Annotated in this window: 18 protein-coding genes; all 18 read right to left on the bottom strand. The window is 52.0% G+C overall.

Annotation, left to right across the window (positions count from 1 at the left end; all coding sequences use genetic code 11):
- Positions 1–138: 138 nt before the first annotated feature.
- The 18 genes from Q2B33_RS09930 to Q2B33_RS09845 all read right to left on the bottom strand — a co-directional run bounded on the left by Q2B33_RS09930 (position 139) and on the right by Q2B33_RS09845 (position 24,322).
- Complete coding sequence (locus Q2B33_RS09930) at positions 139–339, bottom strand: hypothetical protein (RefSeq protein WP_300791841.1); 201 nt, start codon at positions 337–339, stop codon at positions 139–141.
- Positions 340–603: 264 nt separating this feature from the next.
- Entirely contained in the window at positions 604–948 is a 345-nt protein-coding gene (locus Q2B33_RS09925; RefSeq protein ID WP_300791843.1) for a hypothetical protein, read from the bottom strand.
- Positions 945–2,483 (bottom strand): RHS repeat domain-containing protein, encoded by a 1,539-nt coding sequence (locus Q2B33_RS09920; RefSeq protein WP_300791845.1) that lies wholly within the window; start codon positions 2,481–2,483, stop codon positions 945–947. Before Q2B33_RS09920 ends, Q2B33_RS09925 begins: the two co-directional genes overlap by 4 nt.
- A complete protein-coding gene (locus tag Q2B33_RS09915) occupies positions 2,458–2,751 on the bottom strand; it encodes a hypothetical protein (RefSeq protein WP_300898378.1) in 294 nt (97 codons plus the stop codon). The genes Q2B33_RS09920 and Q2B33_RS09915 overlap by 26 nt, the downstream gene beginning before the upstream one ends.
- A gap of 363 nt (positions 2,752–3,114) precedes the next feature.
- Positions 3,115–3,444: a hypothetical protein gene (locus Q2B33_RS09910; protein ID WP_300782891.1), complete on the bottom strand. Its 330-nt coding sequence runs from the start codon at positions 3,442–3,444 to the stop codon at positions 3,115–3,117.
- A 12-nt stretch (positions 3,445–3,456) separates the two neighbouring features.
- Positions 3,457–10,821: an RHS repeat-associated core domain-containing protein gene (locus tag Q2B33_RS09905; RefSeq protein ID WP_300782888.1), complete on the bottom strand. Its 7,365-nt coding sequence runs from the start codon at positions 10,819–10,821 to the stop codon at positions 3,457–3,459.
- A gap of 12 nt (positions 10,822–10,833) precedes the next feature.
- Entirely contained in the window at positions 10,834–11,628 is a 795-nt protein-coding gene (locus tag Q2B33_RS09900; RefSeq protein WP_300782885.1) for a PAAR-like protein, read from the bottom strand.
- Positions 11,629–12,150: a DUF1629 domain-containing protein gene (locus Q2B33_RS09895; RefSeq protein ID WP_300782883.1), complete on the bottom strand. Its 522-nt coding sequence runs from the start codon at positions 12,148–12,150 to the stop codon at positions 11,629–11,631.
- Positions 12,147–13,118 carry a pentapeptide repeat-containing protein gene (locus Q2B33_RS09890; RefSeq protein ID WP_300782880.1) on the bottom strand — a complete coding sequence of 324 codons (972 nt, stop codon included), beginning with the start codon at positions 13,116–13,118 and terminating at the stop codon, positions 12,147–12,149. Before Q2B33_RS09890 ends, Q2B33_RS09895 begins: the two co-directional genes overlap by 4 nt.
- A gap of 14 nt (positions 13,119–13,132) precedes the next feature.
- Complete coding sequence (locus Q2B33_RS09885; RefSeq protein ID WP_300782877.1) at positions 13,133–14,545, bottom strand: contractile injection system protein, VgrG/Pvc8 family; 1,413 nt, start codon at positions 14,543–14,545, stop codon at positions 13,133–13,135.
- Positions 14,546–14,557: 12 nt separating this feature from the next.
- A complete protein-coding gene (locus Q2B33_RS09880; protein WP_300791846.1) occupies positions 14,558–15,958 on the bottom strand; it encodes a contractile injection system protein, VgrG/Pvc8 family in 1,401 nt (466 codons plus the stop codon).
- Positions 15,945–16,598: a hypothetical protein gene (locus tag Q2B33_RS09875; RefSeq protein WP_300782872.1), complete on the bottom strand. Its 654-nt coding sequence runs from the start codon at positions 16,596–16,598 to the stop codon at positions 15,945–15,947. Before Q2B33_RS09875 ends, Q2B33_RS09880 begins: the two co-directional genes overlap by 14 nt.
- A 25-nt stretch (positions 16,599–16,623) precedes the next feature.
- Positions 16,624–17,121 carry a hypothetical protein gene (locus Q2B33_RS09870; RefSeq protein ID WP_300815667.1) on the bottom strand — a complete coding sequence of 166 codons (498 nt, stop codon included), beginning with the start codon at positions 17,119–17,121 and terminating at the stop codon, positions 16,624–16,626.
- Between the two features lie 287 nt (positions 17,122–17,408).
- The gene (locus tag Q2B33_RS09865; protein ID WP_300782866.1) at positions 17,409–18,116 is read right to left on the bottom strand and encodes a hypothetical protein; all 708 of its coding nucleotides are present in this window, start codon (positions 18,114–18,116) and stop codon (positions 17,409–17,411) included.
- Positions 18,113–19,381 (bottom strand): hypothetical protein, encoded by a 1,269-nt coding sequence (locus Q2B33_RS09860; protein WP_300815665.1) that lies wholly within the window; start codon positions 19,379–19,381, stop codon positions 18,113–18,115. Before Q2B33_RS09860 ends, Q2B33_RS09865 begins: the two co-directional genes overlap by 4 nt.
- Positions 19,382–19,424: 43 nt before the next feature.
- Entirely contained in the window at positions 19,425–21,911 is a 2,487-nt protein-coding gene (locus Q2B33_RS09855) for a hypothetical protein (protein ID WP_300898379.1), read from the bottom strand.
- On the bottom strand, positions 21,908–23,551 hold the full coding sequence (locus tag Q2B33_RS09850) for a PP2C family serine/threonine-protein phosphatase (RefSeq protein WP_300782857.1): 1,644 nt from the start codon (positions 23,549–23,551) through the stop codon (positions 21,908–21,910). Before Q2B33_RS09850 ends, Q2B33_RS09855 begins: the two co-directional genes overlap by 4 nt.
- Positions 23,552–24,322 (bottom strand): PP2C family serine/threonine-protein phosphatase, encoded by a 771-nt coding sequence (locus Q2B33_RS09845; protein WP_300782855.1) that lies wholly within the window; start codon positions 24,320–24,322, stop codon positions 23,552–23,554.
- Between the last annotated feature and the right edge of the window lie 225 nt (positions 24,323–24,547).

Below are 24,547 nucleotides of genomic sequence, written 5' to 3'. Positions count from 1 at the left end.
CATCCAGGAACCTGGCACAGCAGATTTTTGCCGGAGACCCTAGTTTCACAAGTCCCGTCTGCAGTGCCTCCTCTATCCTGTCCAGCTCATCGCTGCTGTCGTCACAGATGCCCGCAAGGATTTCTTCTCCGCCTGCCATCAGCCTTTGCTCCCAGCAGGCCCTGTCCCATCCTTGCGGTCTTCCTCCATGGAGTTCTTGACACACTGTAGGACGGCATGGTTGAAAGAGATGCCTTCGCGGTCTTTTATCTCCTCCAGCCATTCGTAGAGGATTGGCGTGAACCGTATGGTCCTGGATATATTGGGGCTGATAAGTTCTTTGTCGAAATGCATGGCCATGGCGTACCTCCAGTTATGACTGCTCTTATGTACGCCATTATTATAACCATGTTCATATGCCTCTGTATATAACCGTTTATGCAATCAAATATGGTTATATGTATATCACCACGCGCCAAGCGACAATTCTTAATCTCCTGAATTACATTCTTTCAGATAACTCCTCCCTATTTCGTCAGTCCCAATCGCATTTAAAATAGCATTCCCAGTTCCGTTCCCTGTAGGCAGCCTCTCCTCTACCCTTATCTGCCTGTGTATACCATATCATATATATTTATATTGTATTTCATTGCACTGAACAAAAATTGTACTATGCTCTACATCCTCAGCAATATATTTTATGTCCTCTAATTGACGTTCTGATACATCACTTACTTCTATAAATATTTTATAAAAATTATTAATATTACCTATTTTAAAGTCCTTAACCTCATCAAACTTTAATTCCACTCTTAAGTCGTCTTTCTCATAAGGACATGTGCTTAATACTAATGTTATAGCATACTCTTTCTCACTTTTTTCCTCCATAGATCTGCTCAAATTAAGAGTTTCGATATACCCGGTAGCTCTAACCATTTCATACAATTTATATACTTGTTCTTGTTTCATTTATATTCTCCCTTCAAATGACTACCATATTCATGAGGTCTTTTCCAGCCAGAAAATTCCTTGCCCCATTCAAACAAATGATAATGAATATCTGGTATGCCAGCGGTTTTATTACCTGCATTATAGTCGGTTCTGGCAATTACTCTCCCAAACTCATCATAATATGCTGTCCATGGTTGAATTTCGTCCATCCCCGTTAGATTATTATGATGTATATGTATTCCATTCAATTCTGTCACTCCAGGCGGCACCGTATCTGGAGCATCTTGTACAAAATAATCATTATAACGCTCAGCCTCTTCCGAAGACATTAAATCAGACAAACTGGTAAAATTATTATCTTCATCCCCTTCATTCTCACCAAATTCCCCATCAGGCGGGCAATCACCACTAATCTTTATATCTGATGCTGCATACCCACTAGAATCATAATACACCACAGGATTATTTCCGCAATACGCATACAGGTTCAGCCCATCTCCCTGGTACACATCCTCCTGCATGAACCGCCCAAACATAGGATTATAGTATCTCGCCCTCAAGTAATACTGGCTTGTCAGCTCGTCAAGCTGCTGTCCCGTGTAACGTATCCGATTGGGAGCCTGCTCCAGGCTCTCCAGCCCGTTCCCAAAGGCATCATACCGGTAGCTGTTCAGTACACCGCCATCCCTGCCAGTGACAATCGCCGTCCCCAGCTGCTCGTCCTGATGGATATAATATACCTCCCGCCCCCTCTGGAACGCATCTGTCCCTACGCCCAGGCAGAAACTGGTCTGTACTCCTTCCCTCCTCTCTTCATGCAGCAGCTCTCCGTTATGGTACACAAAGCTAGTGCATCTGCCGTCTTCCAGCAGTTCAAAACGCAGGTTCTCTGCATCGTAGCGGTTCTCCTGCACTTTCCTGGTTCCGTTCCCTACAGACAGCTTTTCCTCCACCCTTACCTGCCTATGCTTGCTGTCATAGGAGAAGCTGCGGATGCCTGACAGGGCCTCTTCTTTCAGTATACCCCCCTGCCTGTCATAAGTAAACAGCTTTCTTCCATCTTTTCCCTCAACAGAGCGCAGCTGGTTCTTCTCATTGTAATGGTAGGATATCTCCCCAGATGCATCCTCCTTCCGGACTCGGTTCCCTGCCCTGTCATAGGCATAGCAGACAGAAGCGCCGTTCCGCCGCTCTTCCAAAAGCTGCCCGCGCACGTCATACCGATAGGATATGTCCAGTGCGCTGCTCCCTTCCGTCATGTTTCCAGGAGCAGCAGCCCTCACCTGGCTCCCTGTCTTCGCTGTCCGGTTCCCGTTGCCGTCGTACTGGTATGCAAAGGAGAGCAGTACCTCTTCCCCTGCTTTCGTCTCCATGCGGCCGATGTTCCCGTCCCCGTCATACTCATACCTGGTCTCCATGCCGTTGCCATAGCGGATGCTCCTGATACGGTCCAGCGCGTCATAGCCGTAGCGCACGTCCAGCCCATCCCCATTATGGATGCGGCTCCTCCGCCCCAGGACGTCATACTCATAGCATGTGCATGTCCCTGCCATATTCCTTCCTGTTTTGGTTCCCATCGATGATTCCGGTTATCTGCCCATTGGTACTGTACTCATACTGCTGTAGGATGCGCTGCCCTGAGCTAGGGCTATGGTCTGCCCCATCCAGCCTTCCGTTTTCCCGCCGCACCTCTGCCAACTGTCCGTCCAACCCATAGATGAAGCCCGTCCGGTTCCCGTAGGCATCCTTTCGTTCAGTGCCCTGGCCGTCCAGATTGTAGGACAGCTCCTGCACGGTCTTCCCCCGCATTCCAAAAGGCACACAGCTGTACAAGGACATTTACAGTGAACAGATTGCCTGTGAGAGGGGCAATGACCGCGTCCTGAATGATTATTTCCTGTAGCAGTTGATGATACGAGGAAAGAATCATTTTTCCTTTTGGATTATGCTCATGGGCATTTGCATACACCTTAATGCCAGATATAAGGCTGGCCTTCTGTAGTCTGTATAGGCTGTAAAAATCCTAGCACATATATCCCTTTTACCTGTCTAATTAAACTTTCTTAAAGAACCAAAAAGTCATTTATCCATCTAGAATCGCTAATGTCCGAATTTCGCCCCGAATGAAAACTTAATGAAATTATTACCTCTTCCTTGGTCATAAAAAGATGCTCCTTGTTTTCCTTACATCACCAAAAGATCTAATATTCTATAACTATTAATTCTATCATCTTCATCAAATTTTATTTCAACTTGTAATGTCAAATCACTTCTCTTCCCATCCATCCATAAATCCAAATCTATTTTCATTCCTGATTTATCATTATACATATATATACACATATCATCTGCCAAATTAGGGATTAATGAAAGATGACCTCCATATTCATATATAACCCTCTTTATATCTTCTTCTGAAACCCTGCATAATGCATTATGTTCATTAAGAAAATCGTAATCCTCATTTTGCAAGCATGTGACTATTTTATTGCATATTTCATATATATTGTTCATAACTGACCTCCTTCACTTTAAGTGATGTCGATTTCCCGGAACCCTTGTTGGCGAATTTTCGTCCAGATGTAGTTTACCTTTAAAATACCTATCAATAAACTCACTTAAAATAGACTTATTTGAATCATCTAAATCAAATTCTTTCGTAGCTGCATTCATTCCTATTTCCTTTTCTATCCCATATGTTCCTGCCTTCTCCGCATGCGATTGAGCATAAGTTAAATTATAATGTTCACTGCCTATTAATGTTGAAGGACCAGATGCTTGTATTGCAGGAGCCTCTCCACTATCATATCCCTCTACGTCACGCATTGCAGCATTTTGTAATAAATGATGACTATCTATAATTCCATTATTTGATAACTCCCCATATGTCCCATATATTATAACATTTGGGTCACTAAGATCTTCCGCTGTACAATCATTAATATTCACAAGGCGTTTCGACTGATTCGCATTTTCTTCGTCCCCATCCCCACCAAAATACCCCTCAGGTGGACAATCATCACTATTTTTTATATCCGTTGCCGAATACCCACTAGAATCATAATACACCACAGGATTATTTCCGCAATACACATACAGATTCAGCCCATCCCCCTGGTACACATCCTCCTGCATGAACTGCCCAAATGCAGGATTGTAGTACCTCGCCCTCAGGTAGTACTGACCTGTCAGCCCATCAAGCTGCTGCCCTGTATAGCATATCCGGTTAGGAACCTGCTCCAGGCTCTCCAGTCCATTTCCAAAGGCATCATACCAATAACTGTTGGTTAAGTCTCCTTCCGTATCGGTAACAAGCGCCGTCCCCAGTTGCTCATCCTGGTGAATGTAGTATACCTCCTGCCCTCTCTGGAATGCATCTATCCCTGTGTTCAGGCAGAAGCTGGTATGTCCCTCTCCCCTCCTTTCTTCATGCAGAAGCACCCCATTATGGTATACAAAACTGGTGCGCCTCCCGTCCTCTAGCAGCTCAAAGCGCAGGTTCTCTACATCATACCTGTTCTCCTGCACTTTCCCGGCTCCATTCTTTACAAACCGCCTCTCTTCTATCCTTGTCTGCCTGTGCCTACTATCATAAGCAAAGTTGCGGACACCCGATGAATCCTCTTCTTTTAGTATACCCCCCTGTCTGTCATAAGTAAAACATTTTCTTCCATCCTTTCCCTCGGCAGAGAGCATCTGATTCTTCTCATTGTAATGGTAAGCCGTCTCCCCTGACACATCCCCTTTCCAGATTCGGTTCCCCGCCCTGTCATAGGCATAACAGACAGACGCGCCGTTCCGCCGCTCCTCCAGGAGTTGCCCTCGCGCATCATACTGATAGGATATGTCCAGCGCGCTGCTCCCTTCCGTCATGCAGCCAGGAGCAGCAGCCCTCATCTGTCTACCTATCTTCGTTGTCCGGTTTCCATTACCATCATACTGGTACATAAAAGAGAACAGTATGTCTCCGCCTACCTTTGTCTCCAGATGGCTGACGTTTCCATCCCCGTCATACGCATAGCTCGTCTCAACGCCGTTGCCATAACGTATATTCCTGATACGATTCAATGCATCATAGCCATACTGCACATCCAGTCCAGTTCCATTATGGATGCGGCTCCTCCGCCCTATAATGTCGTACTCATAACAGGTACATACCCCCGCCGGGTCTCTGATTTCCTTTATCTGCCCGACCCTGTCGTAGGCATAGGAGACCAGGCAGCGTCCGGAGGAGCGCTTCTCCTTCAGATTGCCACATGCATCATACACATACTCATAGGAATGCCCGTTGCTCATCGCACGGACTACCCTGCCTATGCTGTCGTAATACCATGTGCTGATGCAGGGGTTCTTCCCTTCCGCGTCCACGGCCTTTTCATATACCGGTCTGCCGAAGATGTTGCATCTGCGCTGCAACCGCCTCCCGTCCCGATCCACATGCAGGGCAAGATTCCCTTCCTCATCATACTGGAACGTCTCCTTATAGCCCAGCTGGTCGATGCGCTCCCTGACCTTCCCAAGACTGTTGTAGCGGTACTGCACGATGTTGCCGTTCCCGTCAGCCGTCCTGCCTATCTTCCCTGTAGGGGTATACCAGTATCTTTCCTCTGTGCCATCGGCATAGCGGACAGCGGTGATTCTTCCCCAGCTGTCCCTGCCGTACTCCTTCCTGTCCTGGTTCCCGTCAATGATTCCGGTTATCTGCCCGTTGGCGCCGTATTCATACTGCTGCAGAACACGCTGCGCCGGGGCGGGGCCATGGTCTGCCGCATCCCCTTCCATCCTTCCGCTTTCCCGCCGTACCTCTGCTAGTTGCCCGTCCAGCCCATAGATGAAGCCCGTCCAGTTCCCGTAGGCATCTTTCCATTCCTCGACCTGGTTGTTGAGGTTGTAGGACAGCTCCTGCACGGTCTCCCCCAGGGCGTTGACGATGCGGGTGCGGTTCCCCCGGCTGTCATAGGCATAGGCGGTCCCCATGCCCTCTGACCCTTCCGTCTCCGTACAATACGCCCCGATTTCTTTTAAAATCCTGTCGTTCCAATCGTAAAGATACCTCGCTGCGGCCCCGCCGGGATTTGTCCTACAGGTCAGGCGATTCTTAAGGTCATACCCAAAGCCAGACTCCAAGCGCTCCCCGTCTGCCCCCAGTACCGTCCTCTTCAGGATGCGCCCGGCTTCGTCATAGGCATACTGCACCCGCCTGTCGATGCCGTTTCTCCTGTCCGTTGCCCTTTCCTCCACCAGCCGCCCGTCTGCGTCATATCTCCAGGATATCTCGCACCCTTTCGGGGTCGTCTGCTTCACGAGGCTGCCGTTGGCATCATACCCGTACCTGGTGGTCGCGGACTTCACTTCGCCGTTGCCCTGGATTTCTTCCGTCTTTTGGATGCGCCAGCCGTTCCTGTTGTAGGCATAGCGGACGGTGCTCCGAATCCCTTCCTCGACCACCTTCTCCTCTAGCACCACGTTCCCAAGGCAGTCATAATCATAGCGCACCTGCGCCCCGTATCCGTCCTCCACCACTACCAGGCGGTTGTTCTGGTCATAGGAGAAGACAATCCTGTGCCAGCTTTCCGGCTCCCCTCCTTCTATCACCTCCTGCTGCCCGTATGCCTCCTCCACTTTGTTCCCCTGGCTGTCATAGGCATAGCAAATCACACGGTAATAGGCCGTGTCGCCATCCTTCCTGATGCTGGTCTGCTCCCGGGTCTTCAGCCCTATGCCATTATAAGCATACAGCGTCTCTTTCCCCTCTCCGTCCACTTCCCTGACGACCTGGCTATGGCCATTATATTCATAGATATGTAGGGTGTTTTCCTCAGAATCCTGCACCATTACCAGTCGTCCGCAGGAGTCATAGACATACCGGTATCCCGCTCCGTCGTCTGCTACAGCGTCATAAGACTCCGGCAGCACCTGCTTCACCATGTTGCCATCAGCATCATAGAAACGTCGCTCCACACCTCCGTCTGGATGGATTGTCCGGATACAGTTCCCATTAGAATCGTATTCATAACGGGTTCCCTCGCCCCCTTCTCCATGAAGGGCATAGCTTACAGGATGGACTTTATTTATAATCTTCCCATCAAAATTCCGGAACACTCTCCTGTGTTCCTGCAATGGGGTGATTGTGTCCACTAGCCGCTCCATAAAATCATAGCGGTATTCATGCGCCCCTTCTTTTCTCTCCCACTGCACTGGAGGATAATACGCTGTCAGTTTGCCCATGCGGTCATAAAACCTATGGCTGGTATATCCTTCTCCGTCTGTGCGCCTGGTGACAAAATTCCTGGAATTATACGCCAGCTCCACTGTCCCATATGCATTGCTGATGGACATCCGGCGCCCTACAATATCATACCCATAGTCCGTCTCCTCCCCTTTGGGAGTAACTATACGGACTGGATAGACTGTATTCAATCCATATTCCTTTACCGTTTCATTCCCCAGGGCATCCTTCTCCCGGATGCATCTTCCCATAGAATCATATGCTTTCGAAGTCTCCCTCCATCTCCCTTCGGATATCTTTTCTCGAAGGAGTATCAAATTGTGGGCACTGTCATATGTGAGCAGAGACTCGCACCCATCCGTGTCCCATGTCCGGACCATGTCATGGTTCCCGTCATACTCATGGCATACCTGATAGCCGTCCGGGAATTTTTCCAGCACAACCCGTCCAAAGCCATCATATTCCCATTCCTTCCTGTGTCCCTGCCTGCTGGTCTCCGATGTCTTCATGTTGTCATCGGAATAGATGCATGTCGTGGCCGTACTGTCATCATAGACAGTGCGCTCCACCAGGAGCTGGTCATTGTACTCATAGACCTCCCTTTTCCCGCTCTCGCTGAAATAGACCGTGTTCCTTCGGTGGGCATCGTCATAGGCAAATGTCTGGTACACACCGCTAGTGAAGCACTGGCGGACAATCCTCCCTTTCTCGTCATATTCATTTTCCAGATACCGGCTGCCGTTCTGGTCGGTGACAGATTTGATGCGTCCCCCTTCATCATATTCGTAATGGGTGATGCCCTCGTCAGTATGCACAACATCCGTCAGGCAGCCATCCTTATACTTGTACTGCGTCCTACGCCCAATCTCGTCCGTAATCTGCAGGATGTGCCCCTCCTCACAGACCACTTCCAACACATTCCCCACTGGCGTGACAATCTGCTCCAGCCCTTCTTCGCCATAAGCAAGCACGGTACGGATTCCATTGGGATATTCCACATAGGAGAGCCTTCCCTGCCTGTCGTAGGCACTCAGCGTATGCTCCACTACATCTGTGAGCAGGAATGTCTCTTTTTCCGGAAAGCCTTCACCGTCCCTCACCTCCATGGAGAACCTGCCCGTCCCCCTGCACTGGCTTATCCATCTGTCCCCCTGCTTCTCAAAGCACAGGGAATGCCCTGTGACAGCTTCCAGATGAATCCTTGGCTGTACCATGTCCCCCGTATCCCGGTAAATCCGGCTGGCATATGGGAAGCTCCAGCCCCTGCCAAAGACGGAGTCCTTCCCTGAAATGGAGCAGTAACGCCTCCCCACTTTCATGGCCGTAGGCAGGCTGGCCAGGATGAAGTCCGTAGTGTTGATGATGTATGCTCCCGTCACGGCGTCCACCGGATCTGGCACGAAAGCGGCAAAGATATTCGCAGCGCTGTTCCTGCCCAGGCTCCCCAACAGATCGAAGTCCTGCCCAAGCAGGTCGCTCATGCCCCAGTCTATAACGGTGTCCACAACGGTGCCTGCGATTGCGGTGGCCAGCCTGCTGTCTCCAAGGCCAAAAATCCCGAGAATCTCATCCCTCACACTGGTGCCCAATTGGCCCTGCAGCATGCCGATTGCCATGTCCGCCATCAGGCCGAAGGGGTCTATCTTCCCCTTGGTCGCCAGGTTGTTCACCATGCCGTTGAATACGTTGCCGCCTATCTGGATGGCTGTCTTGAGATTCTTGAGCTTCTGGCTCTCACAGGGGAACGCGATGGGGTCATACATCTTTCCCAATATGTTGAATTCCTTCCCTATGGTCCAGGAGGACACCACGCCAAAGGCTATCTGTGATGCCTGATTCCAGAAATAGTAGCTCTCAGCGCTCCATCCGAGTCCGTCTCGAAGGGGGTTGAACCCCATGTCCAAGCTCCCTGTCCGGGATCCGGCCACGCAGTCGATGCCCTCCGCTGTATCTGAAGCCGCAAAGGCCATCTCTGTCGTGCCTATCAGTACCGTTGTCGCCGCACCTATGATTGCTGGCGAGGCAAGGCCACCCGTGGACACTATCCCTACCACCGCAACGGCCACCGTAACTACCGTAAACAAGCCCCGGCCCAGCCCCTCTACAATCAGCGCGCGCCCCTCCTCATATTTCTGCACCAGCTGCGCAGCGGCACCGCCGTTAATCTCTGCCCTTGCCTGTATGTCCCCCTCCGTGAGTTGGTTCAGGATGTAGTCCGCACAGGGGTCAGCCAATGACCTGTCGGATGCCTCAAACCGCAGGAATTCGGCAAATGCCCTGGCCTCTTCCGTCAGCAGAATGCCCGGCCCTTCCTTGCCAATCAAGAACAGCAGGCTCCCGGCTTCCATGACGATGTCCTTTGTATAGGATCCCCCCGGCCCCACGGGATACCCTACAGAGACATACTTCCCTCCGCCTATCACTATGTTCGTACCCTTCACGGATACATTGCCGGCGATATCCAGGATGACGCTCGTCTGCTTCTTCCCGTCTGCGGAGATGCCCGCCTCCGTCTTCCCCAGGAAAGATTCCGCACCATTCTTATTGGTGAAGGACTTGGTATCCGGGTTCTGGGCGTACCCAGAGGAGGCAGCCCCTCCCATACGGACGGCATGCACTGCCATGGCATCCTTCTCTTCCGCACTGGGAAAATAGATATGGACACAGCTGCCCACCTCCGGCATGCAGTGGAGCAGGCTGCTCTCTAATGCATAGGCGAAGTATCTTGCATTCGGGGAGGTGTCATGCACAGGATCGATGTGGAAATGGACGCGGACGCAGCTGCCGGAACGCTCCTTCACCGTCGCCGGGATGCTCATGCCGCAGATGTGGAGGTTCACCAGCCGCCTACACAGCAGCCCCTTTCTGCGGCGCAGCCCATAGGAGCGCACCAGTCCGCCGTCCACAGCCTCATACCGTATCCTGGTGACCACTGTGCTGATGCCACAGAAACGAATCCCTGCAGCCAGCGGGATGTCTTCACCCGAAACGGCCTCCCACTCCATGCCCTCCTGGAACGGCATTCCCGCTGCACCCCCTGTGCGGCCATGCCTGTCCAGATCCTTGATTTCACGGTATTCTGCACCGTTCAGGACGTGCTCCTCTCCAAGGTCAGGAATCCCGAAGTACGCCCTCCCATGACCTGCACGGCAATCCGGCACCAGGAATGTCCCGAAATGGCTCGCAAGGCGGACAAGGAATTCCCAATCGCTTTCTTCATATTGGAGGAGGAAATCCTGTATCTTTGCTCCCCCGGTCACGCAGTCCTTAATCTCCGCCCCGGGCTGATTCGCCAGAACCTTCTCCATCACCTGCCTATAGGTCGCATCAAGGTTCAGGAAACTCTGGCTCACAGGTGCAAAGTTCCAATCCACGGTATAGGAGGCAGCCTTTATGTACAGGAATCTGAGCCCCCGCTTCAGCAGCATCCTGGCATCCATAACCTTTCCCGCGAACAGCAGCTCTTCCCTGTTTCCGTATACCTCTATGCCATCGCCGTCCGATATGCCGCAGACAGCAGGGACAACGTCCTCCTCCGCCATGAGGATTTCCAGTTCCACCCATGCATGTTCGTTCAGGGCGGCAACCATGACGAACGATTCTACCCTGACTGCCCCATCCAGGGGGAGCCGGATTCTAAGGCCCTGATAGACAAGCTCCATATGATTTCCCTCCTATTCCGGCTGTCCGGACAGCAATATAGTGACCTGCCCGCCATAGTTGCATGTCAGGCTGCATCTGCGGAGGAGCACCTGCTCCCCGTTCACATACACCTTCTCATGCCCCGACTCCCATCTGGCATTCGTGTCAAAGCATGCCTTGCATTCACCTATGCACTGCTCCAGCAAGCTGTCCGTCACATCAATCTCCTGGTCTTTGACGAACAGCCCTACAACAAAATCCGTGAATTTGTCAAACCATCCGCCCTCATCTTCAATCTGCTTCTTTGCGGCCTCTACTGCCGCTTCCGCCGCTGCAAGCAGGCTCGGGTTCTCTCTGCTCCTGCAGCCTCCGAAGTTTATGATGTTCTCATCCAGGACGGTATCGCATATCGTCGTCTGCGGGATCTGCCGTGTATAGACTCCATGGGTCTCATTCATAGTCAGATAGCTGTCCCGCAGGCCGAATGGGCATTCGATTTTGGCGCAGTTCACCACGTAGGAGATGTCCTCCTCGCGCTGCTCCCGCAGCTCCTCCTTTTTCTCCTCCACATCATCTATGGCATCCTGCGCTTTCTGAGCTGCAGCCACATAGGCCTCCATCGCCTTCTCTTCCCTCTCTTTTGCCGCGTCCACCTTGTCCCAGTGCTCTTTGCTTTCTAACAAGATGGCAATCAGCGACTTCGGGGTAGCATTTTCGATTTCTTCCCTTTCCTTCTGCGCCTCCTCCAATGCCTCCATGGCTGAATAGAATTCTTCCAGGGCGCTGTTCTGCGCCTCCTCCAGCTTCAACAAATCCGTGTCCGCCATTCATCCCACCTCCACTTCCTCGAACTTAATCCCCACTGCCCCACGGCGCAGAAGGCTCTCCACTAGCGCAAGGCTGGCCACCGGATCCTTCCTCTGTCTGCCTGCCAGCAGGAACAGGTTATGACCCCCGACCTTTCCCCTGTCCAGGATTAGGCGCTTCACTGTGCCGTTGGGATAATACTCAGTCCCGCTGCCCACTGCGTCTATCTGCTCCATCAGTGTATGAACATATCTGAGCTGTATGGCGTTCTCCTTATGGATCAGCACCACGTCATGAAAGAACAGCCCCGGTTCATATGCGTCAAGGATGTCCTTCAGCCTTTTGGAGAACATCGTCACCGGGCGCTGCAGAAAATCCCATGCCGCTTCCCGGCCATCCCCTGCAAGATACAGCACCACATTTTCATTCAGACGCCCGCTGTCCTCCCTTGAGAACAGGTACCTCCCACCTGTGATGTCGATATCCCGGTAGCGTATGGCACAGGGCAGCTCAGTATCCTGTGTGATGAAGAAATATCTCATGCCTTATCCCCCCTGTCCAAAAGGATTACCTGTAGTTGTTCCGCACCGATTCCCAAGAAAGGGACGCTTTCCGCAGGAAATACTGCCGCTTCCAGATTGGCCCCTGCAAAGGATGTCCCCTCAAAACTGCATCCCCTGAAGTCTGCCCCACGGAGGTTGCTGCCGTCAAAACAGCATCGTGACAGCGTGCTTTTCCTGAACCTGCTCCCCTCCAGGTTGCATTCCAGGAACGCAACGCCGTCCAATAAGGCCTCTTCAAATGTGGAGAACCTCATGTCCAGTCCTTTGCAATCTTTTCCCCCGCAGGTTCCCCGATACCAGTAGCTGAATATCAGTGCCTCTGGTTCATGTGCCGCATTCGCCACCTCTGTCTTCCAGGCTGTTGCATCCTTTTCCACCCTGTCTGTCTGAACCAGTATCTCAGTCCTGTCGCGGTATTCCCCCCATTTCAGCATCCAGTAAGGCGAGCGGGGCACAGAATCAAATATCCCCTTTTCCTCCCAGTCCCGCAGCCGCCACCGGAGTATGCTGCAGATAGTGGCATCTATGTATGGAAGCTCTTCAAAGAGCAGGTTCCGGGCATCATAGACATTCACCGCACCTCCATATCCCTGCCTCTCCTGTTCCAGTACGCCCCACAGTTGCCGGAGAGGCGCTAAGAGCTCTCTGTCCTCCACGTACACTTCAACGGGCTCATCGTCCAGATACCAGCGCATGTCAAGGCCATGGCACATGAAACGGTATCTGCCGCTTATCAGATCCGTCTTCAATAGGGAAATGCATAAAGTGCACACATATTCCTTTCCTGTCTCTGCCATCTGCTCTCCCACCAGCTTCATGGCTGTCCTGACGACATCCTCAAGCTCATCCCCTTGCCCTGCCAAATACGCCGCCATGTCCTTCCTGAATTCTGCCCGTCTTTCCTGTACCGCATCCCGATATTCCTGCAATGCCGCTGCCCTGTCCATCCGTCCCCTCCTGGCTAGTCCTGCCTTACCTTCGTTCCATTCATATAGACCTTGTCTTCATAGCATATCAGCTGTCCGCCGTCTGTGCTGTCCGCCTCAAACTTATTTGCCATCCTGAAGGACACATCCTCTTCCGCATGGAGGTATATCGTCTCCTGGGCTTCCACCGTCACTTTGTCCCGGGCGACTATGTCAATCCTCCCGCTATCGAGAACCGTCACCTGCGATGTCTCCCCACCACAGGACAGTCTCGCATATTCCGGGCACAGCATCAGCTCCTGTCCGAACCTGTTCCTGAGGTAACGGCTGTTCGGATCTGCCATGCGGTCCCTGCCGCCCTTCGGAGCCATATAGTTGCTCACCGCGCTCAGGGCGACTGCTTCTTCCTCATGCTTGGACGGAAAGTATATCATCACGCTGTCCCCTATTTCCGGCATACAGTACCAACCGCTCCCATCAGGCGAGGCGGATAGTGTGGAGTAAGGGAACCAGTGGACTGCGCGCTCCGTATGTCCCCCATCGATTTTCAGTGCAGCGCGCACCTTTGTTCCAGACACGGCCGTAATCTTCCCCGCCATGGCCGCACCAATCAGCTGCATAGGGTAGGAAGGAACTACCGTAAGACCTTCAGGGCTCTGTAGGCTATACAGGCCTTCCATCTCATGTCCCACAAAGGAATACCGGTACGAATATACGGAATAAGGATGCCCCTCTATCTCAACCTCTGAAAAAATCCCCAAAAGATGTTCTGAGGCAATCTTGTACTTTGTAAATTCCGCCGCATGGACGCTCCTACCGCACGCTTTTAAGGCATAGTAGCTTCCCATGTCCTTCTCTGCCTCCACGATACGGAATGGGACTTTGCCGCTTTCAACGCAAGGGGCTCCTGCAAATATTCCTTTTCCTTCCCCCCGGCTGTCGGGAGTGATTGTGATTCCTTCCCGCGACAGCACCCTTTTCAGGAAAGCCCAGTCTGTCTCCTCATACTGGACTAGCGGCACCCCAATCTCCCGGTCTGTCGGGACATAGCGCAAAGAACCCTCATCATATTGCCCTTTATATCCCTTCAGCACTTCCTTCACAAGCGCACGATATCCCATGCTCCCATCCTGAAATGATCGGGAATGCTTTTCACGATCCAGGAGCCAACTCCGGCTCTTTCCTTCAATCCAGGCTGTCTTTACCTGCCCATCCTCATTCATGCTGACGGCAGTCACTATGCCTGAAAAAAGGGATTCCGCTGTACTTCCGCCCTGTAGGATGACTTCTATTTCCCTGCAGTCCGGTATCCCATACAGGAACTCCTCATCGTCTATAAGTACATGCAGGCTCAGCGTACTGTGTTCCCCTATCTGGGACTCTATCTCACACTCCAGGATCTTCCCCAGGTCAAGTCCTACGACCTCCACATCATGCAAGCTGTACATCCTGTCCCTCCGCTAATTGTTCTTTATGATGGATGCTTCAATCTCAATCGTATTCCGCTCCATCGTGATGTTGCCGCCCGAATTATTCTCAATCTCGATTTTCCTTCCTGCGGCCACTACCATTGCCTCCTGCGCCGTAAACAGTATCTCGTTTTCAGCCCATATTTGTATGTCCTTCTCCTCGTCTGCCTTGATTTCAGCCTTACCGTCATTGGTCAGCCTTACCGCCGCCTTCCCTCCTGCTGTGGAGACCTGTATCCCGTCTTTGATAAAGCGGACTGTCTTGCCATCCGGAGCGGTTATGTCCTTTAAATCAGTGTCCCAGACCGGGCTGTCCTTTGTCGGTGCAGATTCCCCCTTGATGCTGGCAATGGCGTATCCATCACCTTCATCCCATGTCGGAAAGAAGACCCTCACCATGTCCCCCTCCTTCGGCATGCAGTACCATCCGCTTCCATCTGGAGATGCCGCCACCGTTGAAAACGGAAAGAAATACTGCTTCTTCCCACCAGTCAGCGCATCGGTCTCCAGCCTTGCCCGCAGACGGTCGCGTTTGACCGACTGCACATAGCCATTGATGGACACTCCTGTCAAATACGGATTATAATATCTGGAGACGGCAAGCCCTTCACCGAAATATAAGAAATAGGTGCTGACGAACAGCCCTCCTATAACAGCCCTTTCTGCCCTACCGATATACAGATCTTTTTCATGGAACCGTACTTTCTCCCCTGGCGGAAAAACATCATACGCCTCCACCCTGTAGCACAGTTGGCCCTTCAGCTTCATTTCCACGTCCGCAGGTGCAGTGTCCCGGGACACTGTATATGGCAGGGCATCCCAGTCCGCGTCCTCCTCCGTGTCCATCAGCCCGGCCCGCAGGCAGATGCCTTGTGCGGCGCTGTCCACACAAAGGGCCGAACCGAACCCTGAGAGGAGCCTGTTCAGGAACGCCCAGTCCGTCTCCTGATACTGTACGGCTATCCGCCCCAGTTCCACATCCGGTATGGAGAACAGGAGCTGCTTCTGAGGATATGGTTCCATCACCTTGCTGATTAGCTGCCGCGATGTCATTGCCGTATCCTGAAAGGAACGGTTCCTCACATCGGCATCCATTTTGCTGCTCCAGGTCGCCGCCTTAAGCTGGACCTCGCATCGGCCGCCTGCCGTATGCACTTCCATCCTCGTCAGGCTTCCGCTGAACAGCAGCCTGGGAGAACCGTCCATGACAGCGTACAGTGCCACATTCCCTTTTTCTTCATATAGCAGGTAGTCCTTCTCCTCCACTCCCGTTTCTGCCTCTGCGGTCAGGTATCCATGCCTACCGACCCCTTCGCTTACCGCAAGGCTGATGATGCGCAGCCTCGTATCGCCAAGCATCAGGCAAAGACTCTCATAATCAATTGCCGCCATCCTCCGGTCCTCCTTCCTGGCCGTTCATCTCCCATATGATATGCACTATCGCCTCAAGTAGGAGCCCCATGCCCTCCTGCTCCTCCACCGGACAGTTTAATGCGCCTGTATAGAGCCTGTCTCCTTTTTGCAGCCGAAACGCCACATTGTACAGGCGTCCCTCCGCTGTCGGAAGGGTGAAGCAGAAATACTCCATCTTCCCAAGGCTCTTTTTCCTGACAGGTTTGATGCGCAGATGTTTCTCTTCCATCATCTCTTTTGTCTGGGAGACCCACTCATCCAGCGGCTGAGCCACCTCTCTACAGGGCACATCCGAAATGCTGGCGGAGACCTTCCTCTTATTGCTCAAGAGGATAACCGCCTCCGATTTGTCTACCTCCATATCGAAGAAATCCTTGATATAGGGCATGATAAAGCGCCCCGCCAGCACCTCTCTGGGAGTAAATTCCATCTTCAAGGTGTACAGGAACAGCTCCCCTTTCCTGATTCCTTCCGCCAGCTCTTCCACCGTATATTTGATTCTTGCCTTAGGGTCGATTTTTTCCCAGATACGGGCTCTTTTCTCCTCCTCCGCCCTCTCCTGCTGCTCCTTCACAAATAACGCGATAGCAAGATCCATCTCCATGCCTGCTTTATCCATGCCTTGCCGTCTCCTTTTCCAGCTACTACAACATGAGCATCCCCTGGGGTCTGTCCGTTCTTTTTCCCGGGCGCTCCTTCTTTCCTTCCGCCTCCTGTAAAATGCTTCTCAATGCGGTATAAATCTGTTCGTTCGTATATTCTTCTGACTGGCCTAGCCTCGCGTTCAGATAGGCTCGGATTTCCCTGTAAGGCATTGCCTCTTCCATCTGCAGGCTGTTCAGACAGAAAGCGCAGTCCCATGGATTCTGCGTGGCTGTTTCTGCCAGGGCTGCAGCATAGCGCTGAAGGATGAATGGCCAAATGCTGCTGCCTCCCGGTGCCGCATATGGCACATGGATGCGCCCCACCGTGTCGAATTCCGTGGCAAAGTCATAATAATCCGTGTATTCGGTCCTAAGCCGCGCTCCCGGCTGCAGCTTGAAGCGGCCTAGCTCCATCTCACTGTCAGAGTCCGGCACCGCGTCGTCTGCATAAACCTGCGACAAATACTCTTCCTGCCCACTGCCGATTGCTTTATCCATAAAGCGAACCTTAAGGTAAATAAGCTTGCCGTCTGCTTTGCAAGGTATTCTATAGGCATCCTTCAGGACATATAGAATCCCTTTATGGCGCAGGATTCCCGGCTGTACCACTATCCCTGCCCCATCAGCTTCAAGCCGGCATCCGGCCAGAATCCCATCGCTATATTCACGGTACTGTATATCAAATAGGTCTCTTGGATAATCCCTGAGATTTTCCAGCATTTCTTTCTTCAGCACCCGTTTCTCTTCAAAGAGCGGGCAGATGTTCTGGAACATTTCTTTACCTCCTAGCAGATAGCCGTCTCCCCAATCCGCATTGTCTCCTCTATCCCTATGATTCCGAAATGATGTTCATAGAAAATCTCTACATGATACTTTATGTCAAGGAACGTGTCCACCAAAAATGCCATTCTACGTTCCAGCTTCCTCTCCTTCTTAAGCGGCGTATAGACCAGTATCTCCTCCCTGTCATCATTGTTGCAGTATACAATGCTGTCATCCACAAGGCCATGTACCATGTCCAGGAAAATCGGCAGGGCGCTTCCCACCCTGAAGCTCCTGAGCCATCCGCCAAGCAGCACTTCCTGTTCTTCCCTGTCCATATCCAGGAACACGTCCCTTGCCGTCTCTCCGAACCCACCTTGTACCACTTCCCCTGCCAGCATCTTTCTGTAGAAATCGTCCTTCGTCATCCCTGAGAGCATGTCGTTTTGGGCAAGCATATGGAGAATCAGATTGGCCAGGCTGTCCCTTAGTGCCGGGAATTCTTTCCGATCCGGCAGAAACATGTCCTTGAAAATGGAATAGAAACGGTAATATGCATTCACCCCGATGACAGTCTCCCCTGTGCTGCCCTCCGCATTATCAGGCAGATCCTGGTTCAGGTACGGCAGAGACAGCTCCATGTAGGCGCTGCCAGGCATATGTACAAACCGTATGTCCGCTTCCCGCAGCCTGTCCTGTGCCGCGAGCATCGCTTCCCAAAGGTATCTCATAGCAGCACCCCTCCGCAGTCATATTCTGGATAGACCCGTTGCACTTCCGCGGTCAGGAAACTCATGACGTCACGCTGAAGCCACCCCTCCTTTTCTCCCTTCCTGAAGAAGAGGACAAGCTTTTTCTGAGCTTCCGGATTCCGTATCTCGTCTTCGATAAAGGAATTCAGGGGATAGGTCTCTTTTCCGTCCGGGAACGCTTCCTCCACGCTGCAGCCCTGGTACCTCACATAGCCTTCCATCCCGAAACCCTTAAGGAAATGGGAAAGCTCCGTCTTTGTACGGATATTCGGAGCCCATCTACCCTGGTATCTTTCCGCAAAGCTCTCCGCCCTTCCGTTCTGCATCAACGGGTAAGTGTAGCGGTCAATCTTATGCTCTCTGGATGACCGCAGCATGAAGACGTCCCATTTCCTCGCTTCTCCTGTCTCGCTGACGATGCGCAGCCGCTCGCCGCTCTGACTGACGCTCCGAATCATCCTGTCTCCGCCTGCCAGGTACGCGTTCTCCCCACCAAAGGAGCGCAGGGAAACTGTATGCTCATAGCTCTTATGGTCTCCACATGGAACTGGAAAGCCGGTGCTCTCTAGTTCCAGTTTCCTGATATTCCATACTGGCACTAGGTGTTCGCGGATGATGCTGCTGTATTCCCCGAACCGTATCGACACCTGTTCAATCCTTTCGTTTTCAGAAATCCCTTCCGGCAGGCCTGTCAACACCATATCCGCCATCTTGTAAAGATATGGCGCGTTTACCGTCTTCCAGGGGATTCCATTTTTGACAAAGAGTTCGTACAAGCCCTCAATCCTGTCCAGGTAGTGCCTGTTCTCCTGTAGACGGACCTCAATCTTCCACTCGCTGCCCTGCTGCGTGGAAATCCTCCCCTCAAAAACCGGCTGTATTTCCCACAGCTTCTTAATCTCCAGGAAATCGCAGCACAACATCACTTTCATCAAGGAAAATATCCCTGTCTCCTCCAGTGCCTTCCGTATGTCCGGCACTCCATATCGTCTCTCCTTCAGATCCTCCTCGTCCATGGGGCAGAAAAGATGGTGCGATACATCCAGGTATTTCTTCTCGATGATTCCCGTCTGTATACGGTAGCGTTCCTGGTCATAGGCCAGTTCCTCCTCGATGCGCTTCTCCAGTCCTTCATACATCCTGCAGTTCGTTTCATACAAGGACAGGAACACCCCTTCCATCAGCCCTTTGAATGCCACCCGCTCTTCAAGGCATCCGATAGACTGTATCTCTTTCTGAATCATCTCCCTGATTATTTCTGTCCCGCCCGAATTTTCCATCGCCGTCCTATTTTCTCCCATCAAAAAAATTCAGCTCCCATGTGTCATCTTCAAAGTCGAAGAAGGTCTCTTCCCCCCTGTACAGGATTTCCTGATCCCGCAGAATCGGAAGCACCACGAACCCCCAACGCTCTCTGGATATCCACACAAAGAATTTCGTCTCACCTTCCAGAATTGTATCCGTCTCCTCCTGAATCACTGTCCCTTCATAGAGAAGGTCAATCTCTTTCTGGGTGGTCTGCCCGAACTTCGATGCATCATATGCAAAATGATAGGTTCTAAGCGGATTTCCCTGTCCGTCCTGCAGATACAAATCCAGTTGGTTCCCGATATGGAACCGTGAGATGTATCCTATATGATCCTCAGGATCCATTCTCCTCACCAGAAGCTTTTCCCTGTTCTCATGAGTATATGCCATAATCTCGTAAGGGAGGCTGCCCACCTGATAGTTTTCGTTCACTTTCATATATCCCAGCCGACAGTTCTGGAAATACGCCAGCGCACCCTCCAGGCAGCACATTTTATACTCCGTCCCTTCCCCGTCATGTCTCGTATTCTGAATCCGCTTCCCGGGAACATATTGCTTCAGAGCCTCTAAAAACAGCCGGGATTTGCACGACTGCCCTGTCAGCTTTATCATCTCATATTCAGCCAGTTCGCCCTCTTCGAACTTCTGATCCAGGAAGCGTTCCATCAGCCCATAAATGTCAGGGCGCAGGATTTCCTCAATCTCATCCAAATGCAGGTCGAATCCAAGAGGGCCTGGCAGATATTCAAACCGTCCAGCGGTACATATAGCCAGTCTCCACTTATCCAGAAAGATATCATTGTCTTTTTCCGTTGATAACCTGATTTTATAGCAGAACTGCGCCCGGAAAAAACGTTTTTTCACCTGTTCCGCCAGTTCGAACAGATAATAATAATTGTTCTTCACAAAGAAATAGTGCTCCCTGCTCTTTTCTTCATAATCCTTGAAGCGTGTAGGCAACCATCCCTCTGCCTGCTCATAACGCCCATTCAATCGTTCATAAAAAGCTCCGCTGTCGAATCCACTCAAAGGTTCCGCCTTCAATACCCCCGATTCCTCAGCTGCCTTAATCTTTATCAACTGCAGGATTCTGTATGTCAGGTTGTTGCCCCCAAAATTGGTATCCCCATTCTCATACCGGGTCTCCAGTCCAATGATATATGAAACCCGGTTGTTTTCTATGTAGAACCGTCCGGAAGTCAAATCCGTGGTCCCTCCGCCGCAGTCAATCACCAGTGCATGGTAGCTCCTGCGTTCTTCATAAGCCTTCTTCTGCAGGAGGCCGTGAATGCTGTGGAAAAGTACCGCCATCCCCTCATCCAGGTCGCACCTCACTTCATATCCTTCAAGCAGTTCCTTGAAAAGCCTCCGGAATTTCTCCTTCTGACGGATGGGCGCCAGAAGCTGGATGCTGGTAAAGCTGCACTTGAACTGCTGTCGGGCCATCTTCACAAGATAGTCCAGATATCCTTTCAGCATTTCCTTTCTGGAAAAGCTGTATTTGTACCCGTCCCGCAAAATTACGTTCTCTATCCGCTCTGCATCGCTTATCCACCGCTTGATATCATAAAAAATCGCGGCCTCCTCTTCCTGACAGTCTCCGCCACCTGACATCAGCGCATCATATCCGTATAAGAATTCCGCACCTCCACCCTGCTTCTCCTTAATCCGGATAATGCTGGGTATAATCGTGTTGCCCCCCGCCGATGCAATCTTCATGCTCCCATCCGGTAGGCAGATGCCCATAGTGGTATTGGAGCTTCCGAAATCAATGACCAGAGGCAGGTCCACATCCCTTATCTCCTCTTCGCGTACATCAAGCAGGGGAATCCGGACACACTCGATATACGCCGGTGCGGATATGCGGTTTCCATAATAGCAATCGTACAGGAATTCAGATGATTCCTCATTCGGAAAATACAGGATGAAATACTGGTGCTTCTCCAGTGGCAGCACCGGGACATCCCCTCCTTTATGGAGGTATATCTCTCCATTATCCCTCTCCATATAGAAGCAGGTATAAACCTGCAGACATTCGTCTACCAGAAGAAGGTTCCCCTCATAAAGCTCGGTTTCCGCTTTTATCCGATAGCCGTCCAGGCTGTTCACCTCTGTGCCCCGGAAAAGCGTGATTGTACCAGGTATCTCCACTTTGGGCTCCGCCAAAAAGTTGATTCCGCAGTCATTCAGGAATTCCTGGAGACGCTCTGTCCCACCTTCGCAGACTGTCCTGATATGCCTGTACTCACGCTGTCCCCTGAACCGCATGATTAGCCGCACCAGCTTCTCATGTTCAGCATACTGGGCCGGCTGAACCACCAGACGTTCTTTTCTGCAGATTTCACGGAGGCGGAAGGTCGTCATCCCCTCCAGTTCGCTCTGTTTGTAAGTACGGTTGTCCTCTTCTGCCCGTTGGGGCGTCAGGGTGTATGTATACCGGCTCATGCTCTTCTCCTGCCTTTTCATTCTTCCACAGCCGCTTCCGCAGCTGCTGCCTCCCTGGCTGCTATTCCGGCCCTTGCGGCATTGATCTTCTGGTTGATTCCCTCGTCCAGTTCATCCATCCCCAGCTTCCCATACATAGCCTGGGCAGCCTGGTAGAACGTAATCGCACCCTCATAGCTTCCCTCTTTGAGGAGCTCATTGCCCTGGTTCTCCAAGTCTATGGCGCTCTGCATATCGTTCGACTTTTTTTCGTTTTCCACTGCCATGTCGGCCACAGCCTCGCTAATCTGCTCCTGGAGGCGTTCCCTGTCCGCCATCTCCTCTTTCTCCAACTTCTCCTCCGCTGCCATCTGCAGTTCCATGGCCTCCGCCTTCCCCTCGGCAAAGTATAAGGCCGCTGCCTTTTCCCTTGCCTCCCTGTACATTTTTATAGCGCCTTCCAGATTGCCATACTCTTCCTTCCGTTCTCCTTGGGCAATCAAGTCGAAAACATGCATGTATTCCTCGGCTCTGTCCAACTGCTTTTCCACATATCCGAGCCCTGTATTTCCATTGTCCACGGCCATCGCTCTTGCCGTCTGAAACAGCTCCTGTGCTCTTTTGTAGTCTCCGCCAGTAAGCGCCTCATCTGCCAGCATCACCTGCTCCGCTAGCCTTCCGTACCGATTCGATTCCATAGATTCTGCAGAGCATCCAAGGCTGTCCGCCAGCGTCTTTGCCTCTCCGTACTCTTCTGCCGCCTTACGGTAATTGTCGCTGCTGATGTATGCCTCTCCGCTCTCCATATGCTGAAGCATAGCTTCCGTGCTTTTCCTGATGTTATAGCGGCGTATCCCAAGCGCCACTCCTACCGCCGCCACAACCAGCATCACTGGGATGGCTGCTATCAGTATCTTCTTCACAGGCCACGGCTTTTTGGGTGACTGGTATGTCTTGTTTACAAATGTCACTGCCAGGGAATAATTGTCAATCCGCCCCTCTTCCTGCCTCCTTAATACGAAGTCCTCGGCTTTCTCCAGAATATCCTTCGGCTCCTTTGCCTCGTTCACAATCTGGAGGAAGTCCGGTTCCCCGCACTGTTCCCACATGCCTCTTGTTAGAATCGCAAAAAGGTCGCCGTTCTCCAGCCTCCTCTTGCGGGAGAACATTATCTTGGGTGCTCCACGCTCTCCCAGAAAGGAGTACAGGTTGTTGCGCTCTTCATGGGCTGCAGCTTCGTCAAGGGGGACCTTCCCCTGCTCTATCATGTTCTGGGTCAGGGACTGATCCTGGGTCCGCTCCAGGATTCTCGTATTCCTGATCCAGTACAGCCGGCTGTTTCCCACATGGCAGTAGCGGAATTTCCGGTAGTCTGTCACCACCACCACAGCTGCTGCCTTCAGGTGCATCCCACCCCTGTATTTTAAGAGCTCTCTGTGCGCTCTCCGGACAAATCTTCCTAGCCTTCGCTTCCTAATCGTGGGCGCCTCCGTAAAATCACGGATGACGCTCTCCACCACGATTCTGGCACTGTTCACGGATGGCTCCTCGTCCAGGCTGTCCGCCAACACATAGCAGGCAAAATCATCCATCTCCACATATCCGAAATAGTCCCGGTTGGACAGTTCATGCCCCTCTTCGGATATATGGAGCGTCTGGAATTCAGAATTGATTCTCCTCATTTAAGCCTCCGTCCCCTGTAGGAGAATGACGCTCCCGTTTTCCTTCTCCGGGGCATCCTTCTTCTCCGCCTCCTGTACCAAGCGCTCAGCCAGCTCCTGGACAGGCCGTCCGCTGATAAGGATGTCCTCCATCTCTCCCCAGGAAAGCTCCTCAAATACGCCCTTGCTTGCCACGAGCACCATGTCGCCGGGCTTCAGGCGTACCGGAACCGTACAGGTCTCGATGTCGCGGAACCCTTCCCTGCCCATGTAATTCCAGACGCGCTTCTCCTCCATGCTCCATACCGCATCTTGGCGCGAAATCTTTCCGTCCTCATATGCCTGGGCTGCCAGGACATCCATTGTCTGCCCTTTCCCCAGGGGAATCAGTTCCTCCCCACGCAGAAGCGCAAGCCTGACATCCCCCGCTATCGCATAATACAAACAGGAACGGTTCATGAACACTGCGCCTACGCATGCACCACCCCTGCGCTCCCCAAGCGTCTTCTGGATACGCCGGTTCGCTTCATAAAATGCTGTCCTGAAAAAATAGAGCGGGTCATTCAGCTCATGGTAAGACTCAAAACGATCCAATATCGTATCCACCGCAATCTGCGCACAGATTGCACCTGTATTCGCGCGTCCTATCCCATCTGCCAGGACTGCCATCGTCCCTGCGGGATTCGTCCATGCCTGAACCCTGTCAGCCTGTACTTCCCGGTTTCCCGTGCACTGGCATATCCCCTTCTGTAGCTGGCTATTTCCGGCTTCCCGCCCAATCCTGTCTTTCATCCACAGGCAGCACCTACATAAGACCAGTACCCCAAAAATTATGCAGTTCAGTGCCAGGGTCCATTCTCCGCCCCTCATTTCGCATCCGCCCAGGAGAAGTTCTTCCCACATAAAGAAATGAACAGGAAGCGGCTCTTCCCAAGGCTGATTGTATCGTAGGGCTTTAATTCCCTGGGCACATAGACCGGTTCGTCATTCAGGTATGCAATGCCCGCCGAATCTCCC

The sequence above is a fragment of the uncultured Acetatifactor sp. genome (assembly GCF_948601915.1).
Taxonomy (GTDB): Bacteria; Bacillota; Clostridia; order Lachnospirales; family Lachnospiraceae; genus Acetatifactor.
Note: the sequence above shows the minus strand (reverse complement) of the source record. Positions and strands in the feature narration are given on the sequence as shown.

Coding starts and splice junctions, on each gene's coding strand:
- Q2B33_RS09930 (WP_300791841.1), bottom strand. CDS start 339: ATGGCCATGCATTTCGACAAAGAACTTATCAGCCCCAATATATCCAGG.
- Q2B33_RS09925 (WP_300791843.1), bottom strand. CDS start 948: ATGAAACAAGAACAAGTATATAAATTGTATGAAATGGTTAGAGCTACC.
- Q2B33_RS09920 (WP_300791845.1), bottom strand. CDS start 2,483: ATGGCAGGGACATGCACATGCTATGAGTATGACGTCCTGGGGCGGAGG.
- Q2B33_RS09910 (WP_300782891.1), bottom strand. CDS start 3,444: ATGAACAATATATATGAAATATGCAATAAAATAGTCACATGCTTGCAA.
- Q2B33_RS09905 (WP_300782888.1), bottom strand. CDS start 10,821: ATGGAGCTTGTCTATCAGGGCCTTAGAATCCGGCTCCCCCTGGATGGG.
- Q2B33_RS09900 (WP_300782885.1), bottom strand. CDS start 11,628: ATGGCGGACACGGATTTGTTGAAGCTGGAGGAGGCGCAGAACAGCGCC.
- Q2B33_RS09895 (WP_300782883.1), bottom strand. CDS start 12,150: ATGAGATATTTCTTCATCACACAGGATACTGAGCTGCCCTGTGCCATA.
- Q2B33_RS09890 (WP_300782880.1), bottom strand. CDS start 13,118: ATGGACAGGGCAGCGGCATTGCAGGAATATCGGGATGCGGTACAGGAA.
- Q2B33_RS09885 (WP_300782877.1), bottom strand. CDS start 14,545: ATGTACAGCTTGCATGATGTGGAGGTCGTAGGACTTGACCTGGGGAAG.
- Q2B33_RS09880 (WP_300791846.1), bottom strand. CDS start 15,958: ATGGCGGCAATTGATTATGAGAGTCTTTGCCTGATGCTTGGCGATACG.
- Q2B33_RS09875 (WP_300782872.1), bottom strand. CDS start 16,598: ATGGATAAAGCAGGCATGGAGATGGATCTTGCTATCGCGTTATTTGTG.
- Q2B33_RS09870 (WP_300815667.1), bottom strand. CDS start 17,121: ATGGATAAAGCAATCGGCAGTGGGCAGGAAGAGTATTTGTCGCAGGTT.
- Q2B33_RS09865 (WP_300782866.1), bottom strand. CDS start 18,116: ATGAGATACCTTTGGGAAGCGATGCTCGCGGCACAGGACAGGCTGCGG.
- Q2B33_RS09860 (WP_300815665.1), bottom strand. CDS start 19,381: ATGATTCAGAAAGAGATACAGTCTATCGGATGCCTTGAAGAGCGGGTG.
- Q2B33_RS09855 (WP_300898379.1), bottom strand. CDS start 21,911: ATGAAAAGGCAGGAGAAGAGCATGAGCCGGTATACATACACCCTGACG.
- Q2B33_RS09850 (WP_300782857.1), bottom strand. CDS start 23,551: ATGAGGAGAATCAATTCTGAATTCCAGACGCTCCATATATCCGAAGAG.
- Q2B33_RS09845 (WP_300782855.1), bottom strand. CDS start 24,322: ATGAAAGACAGGATTGGGCGGGAAGCCGGAAATAGCCAGCTACAGAAG.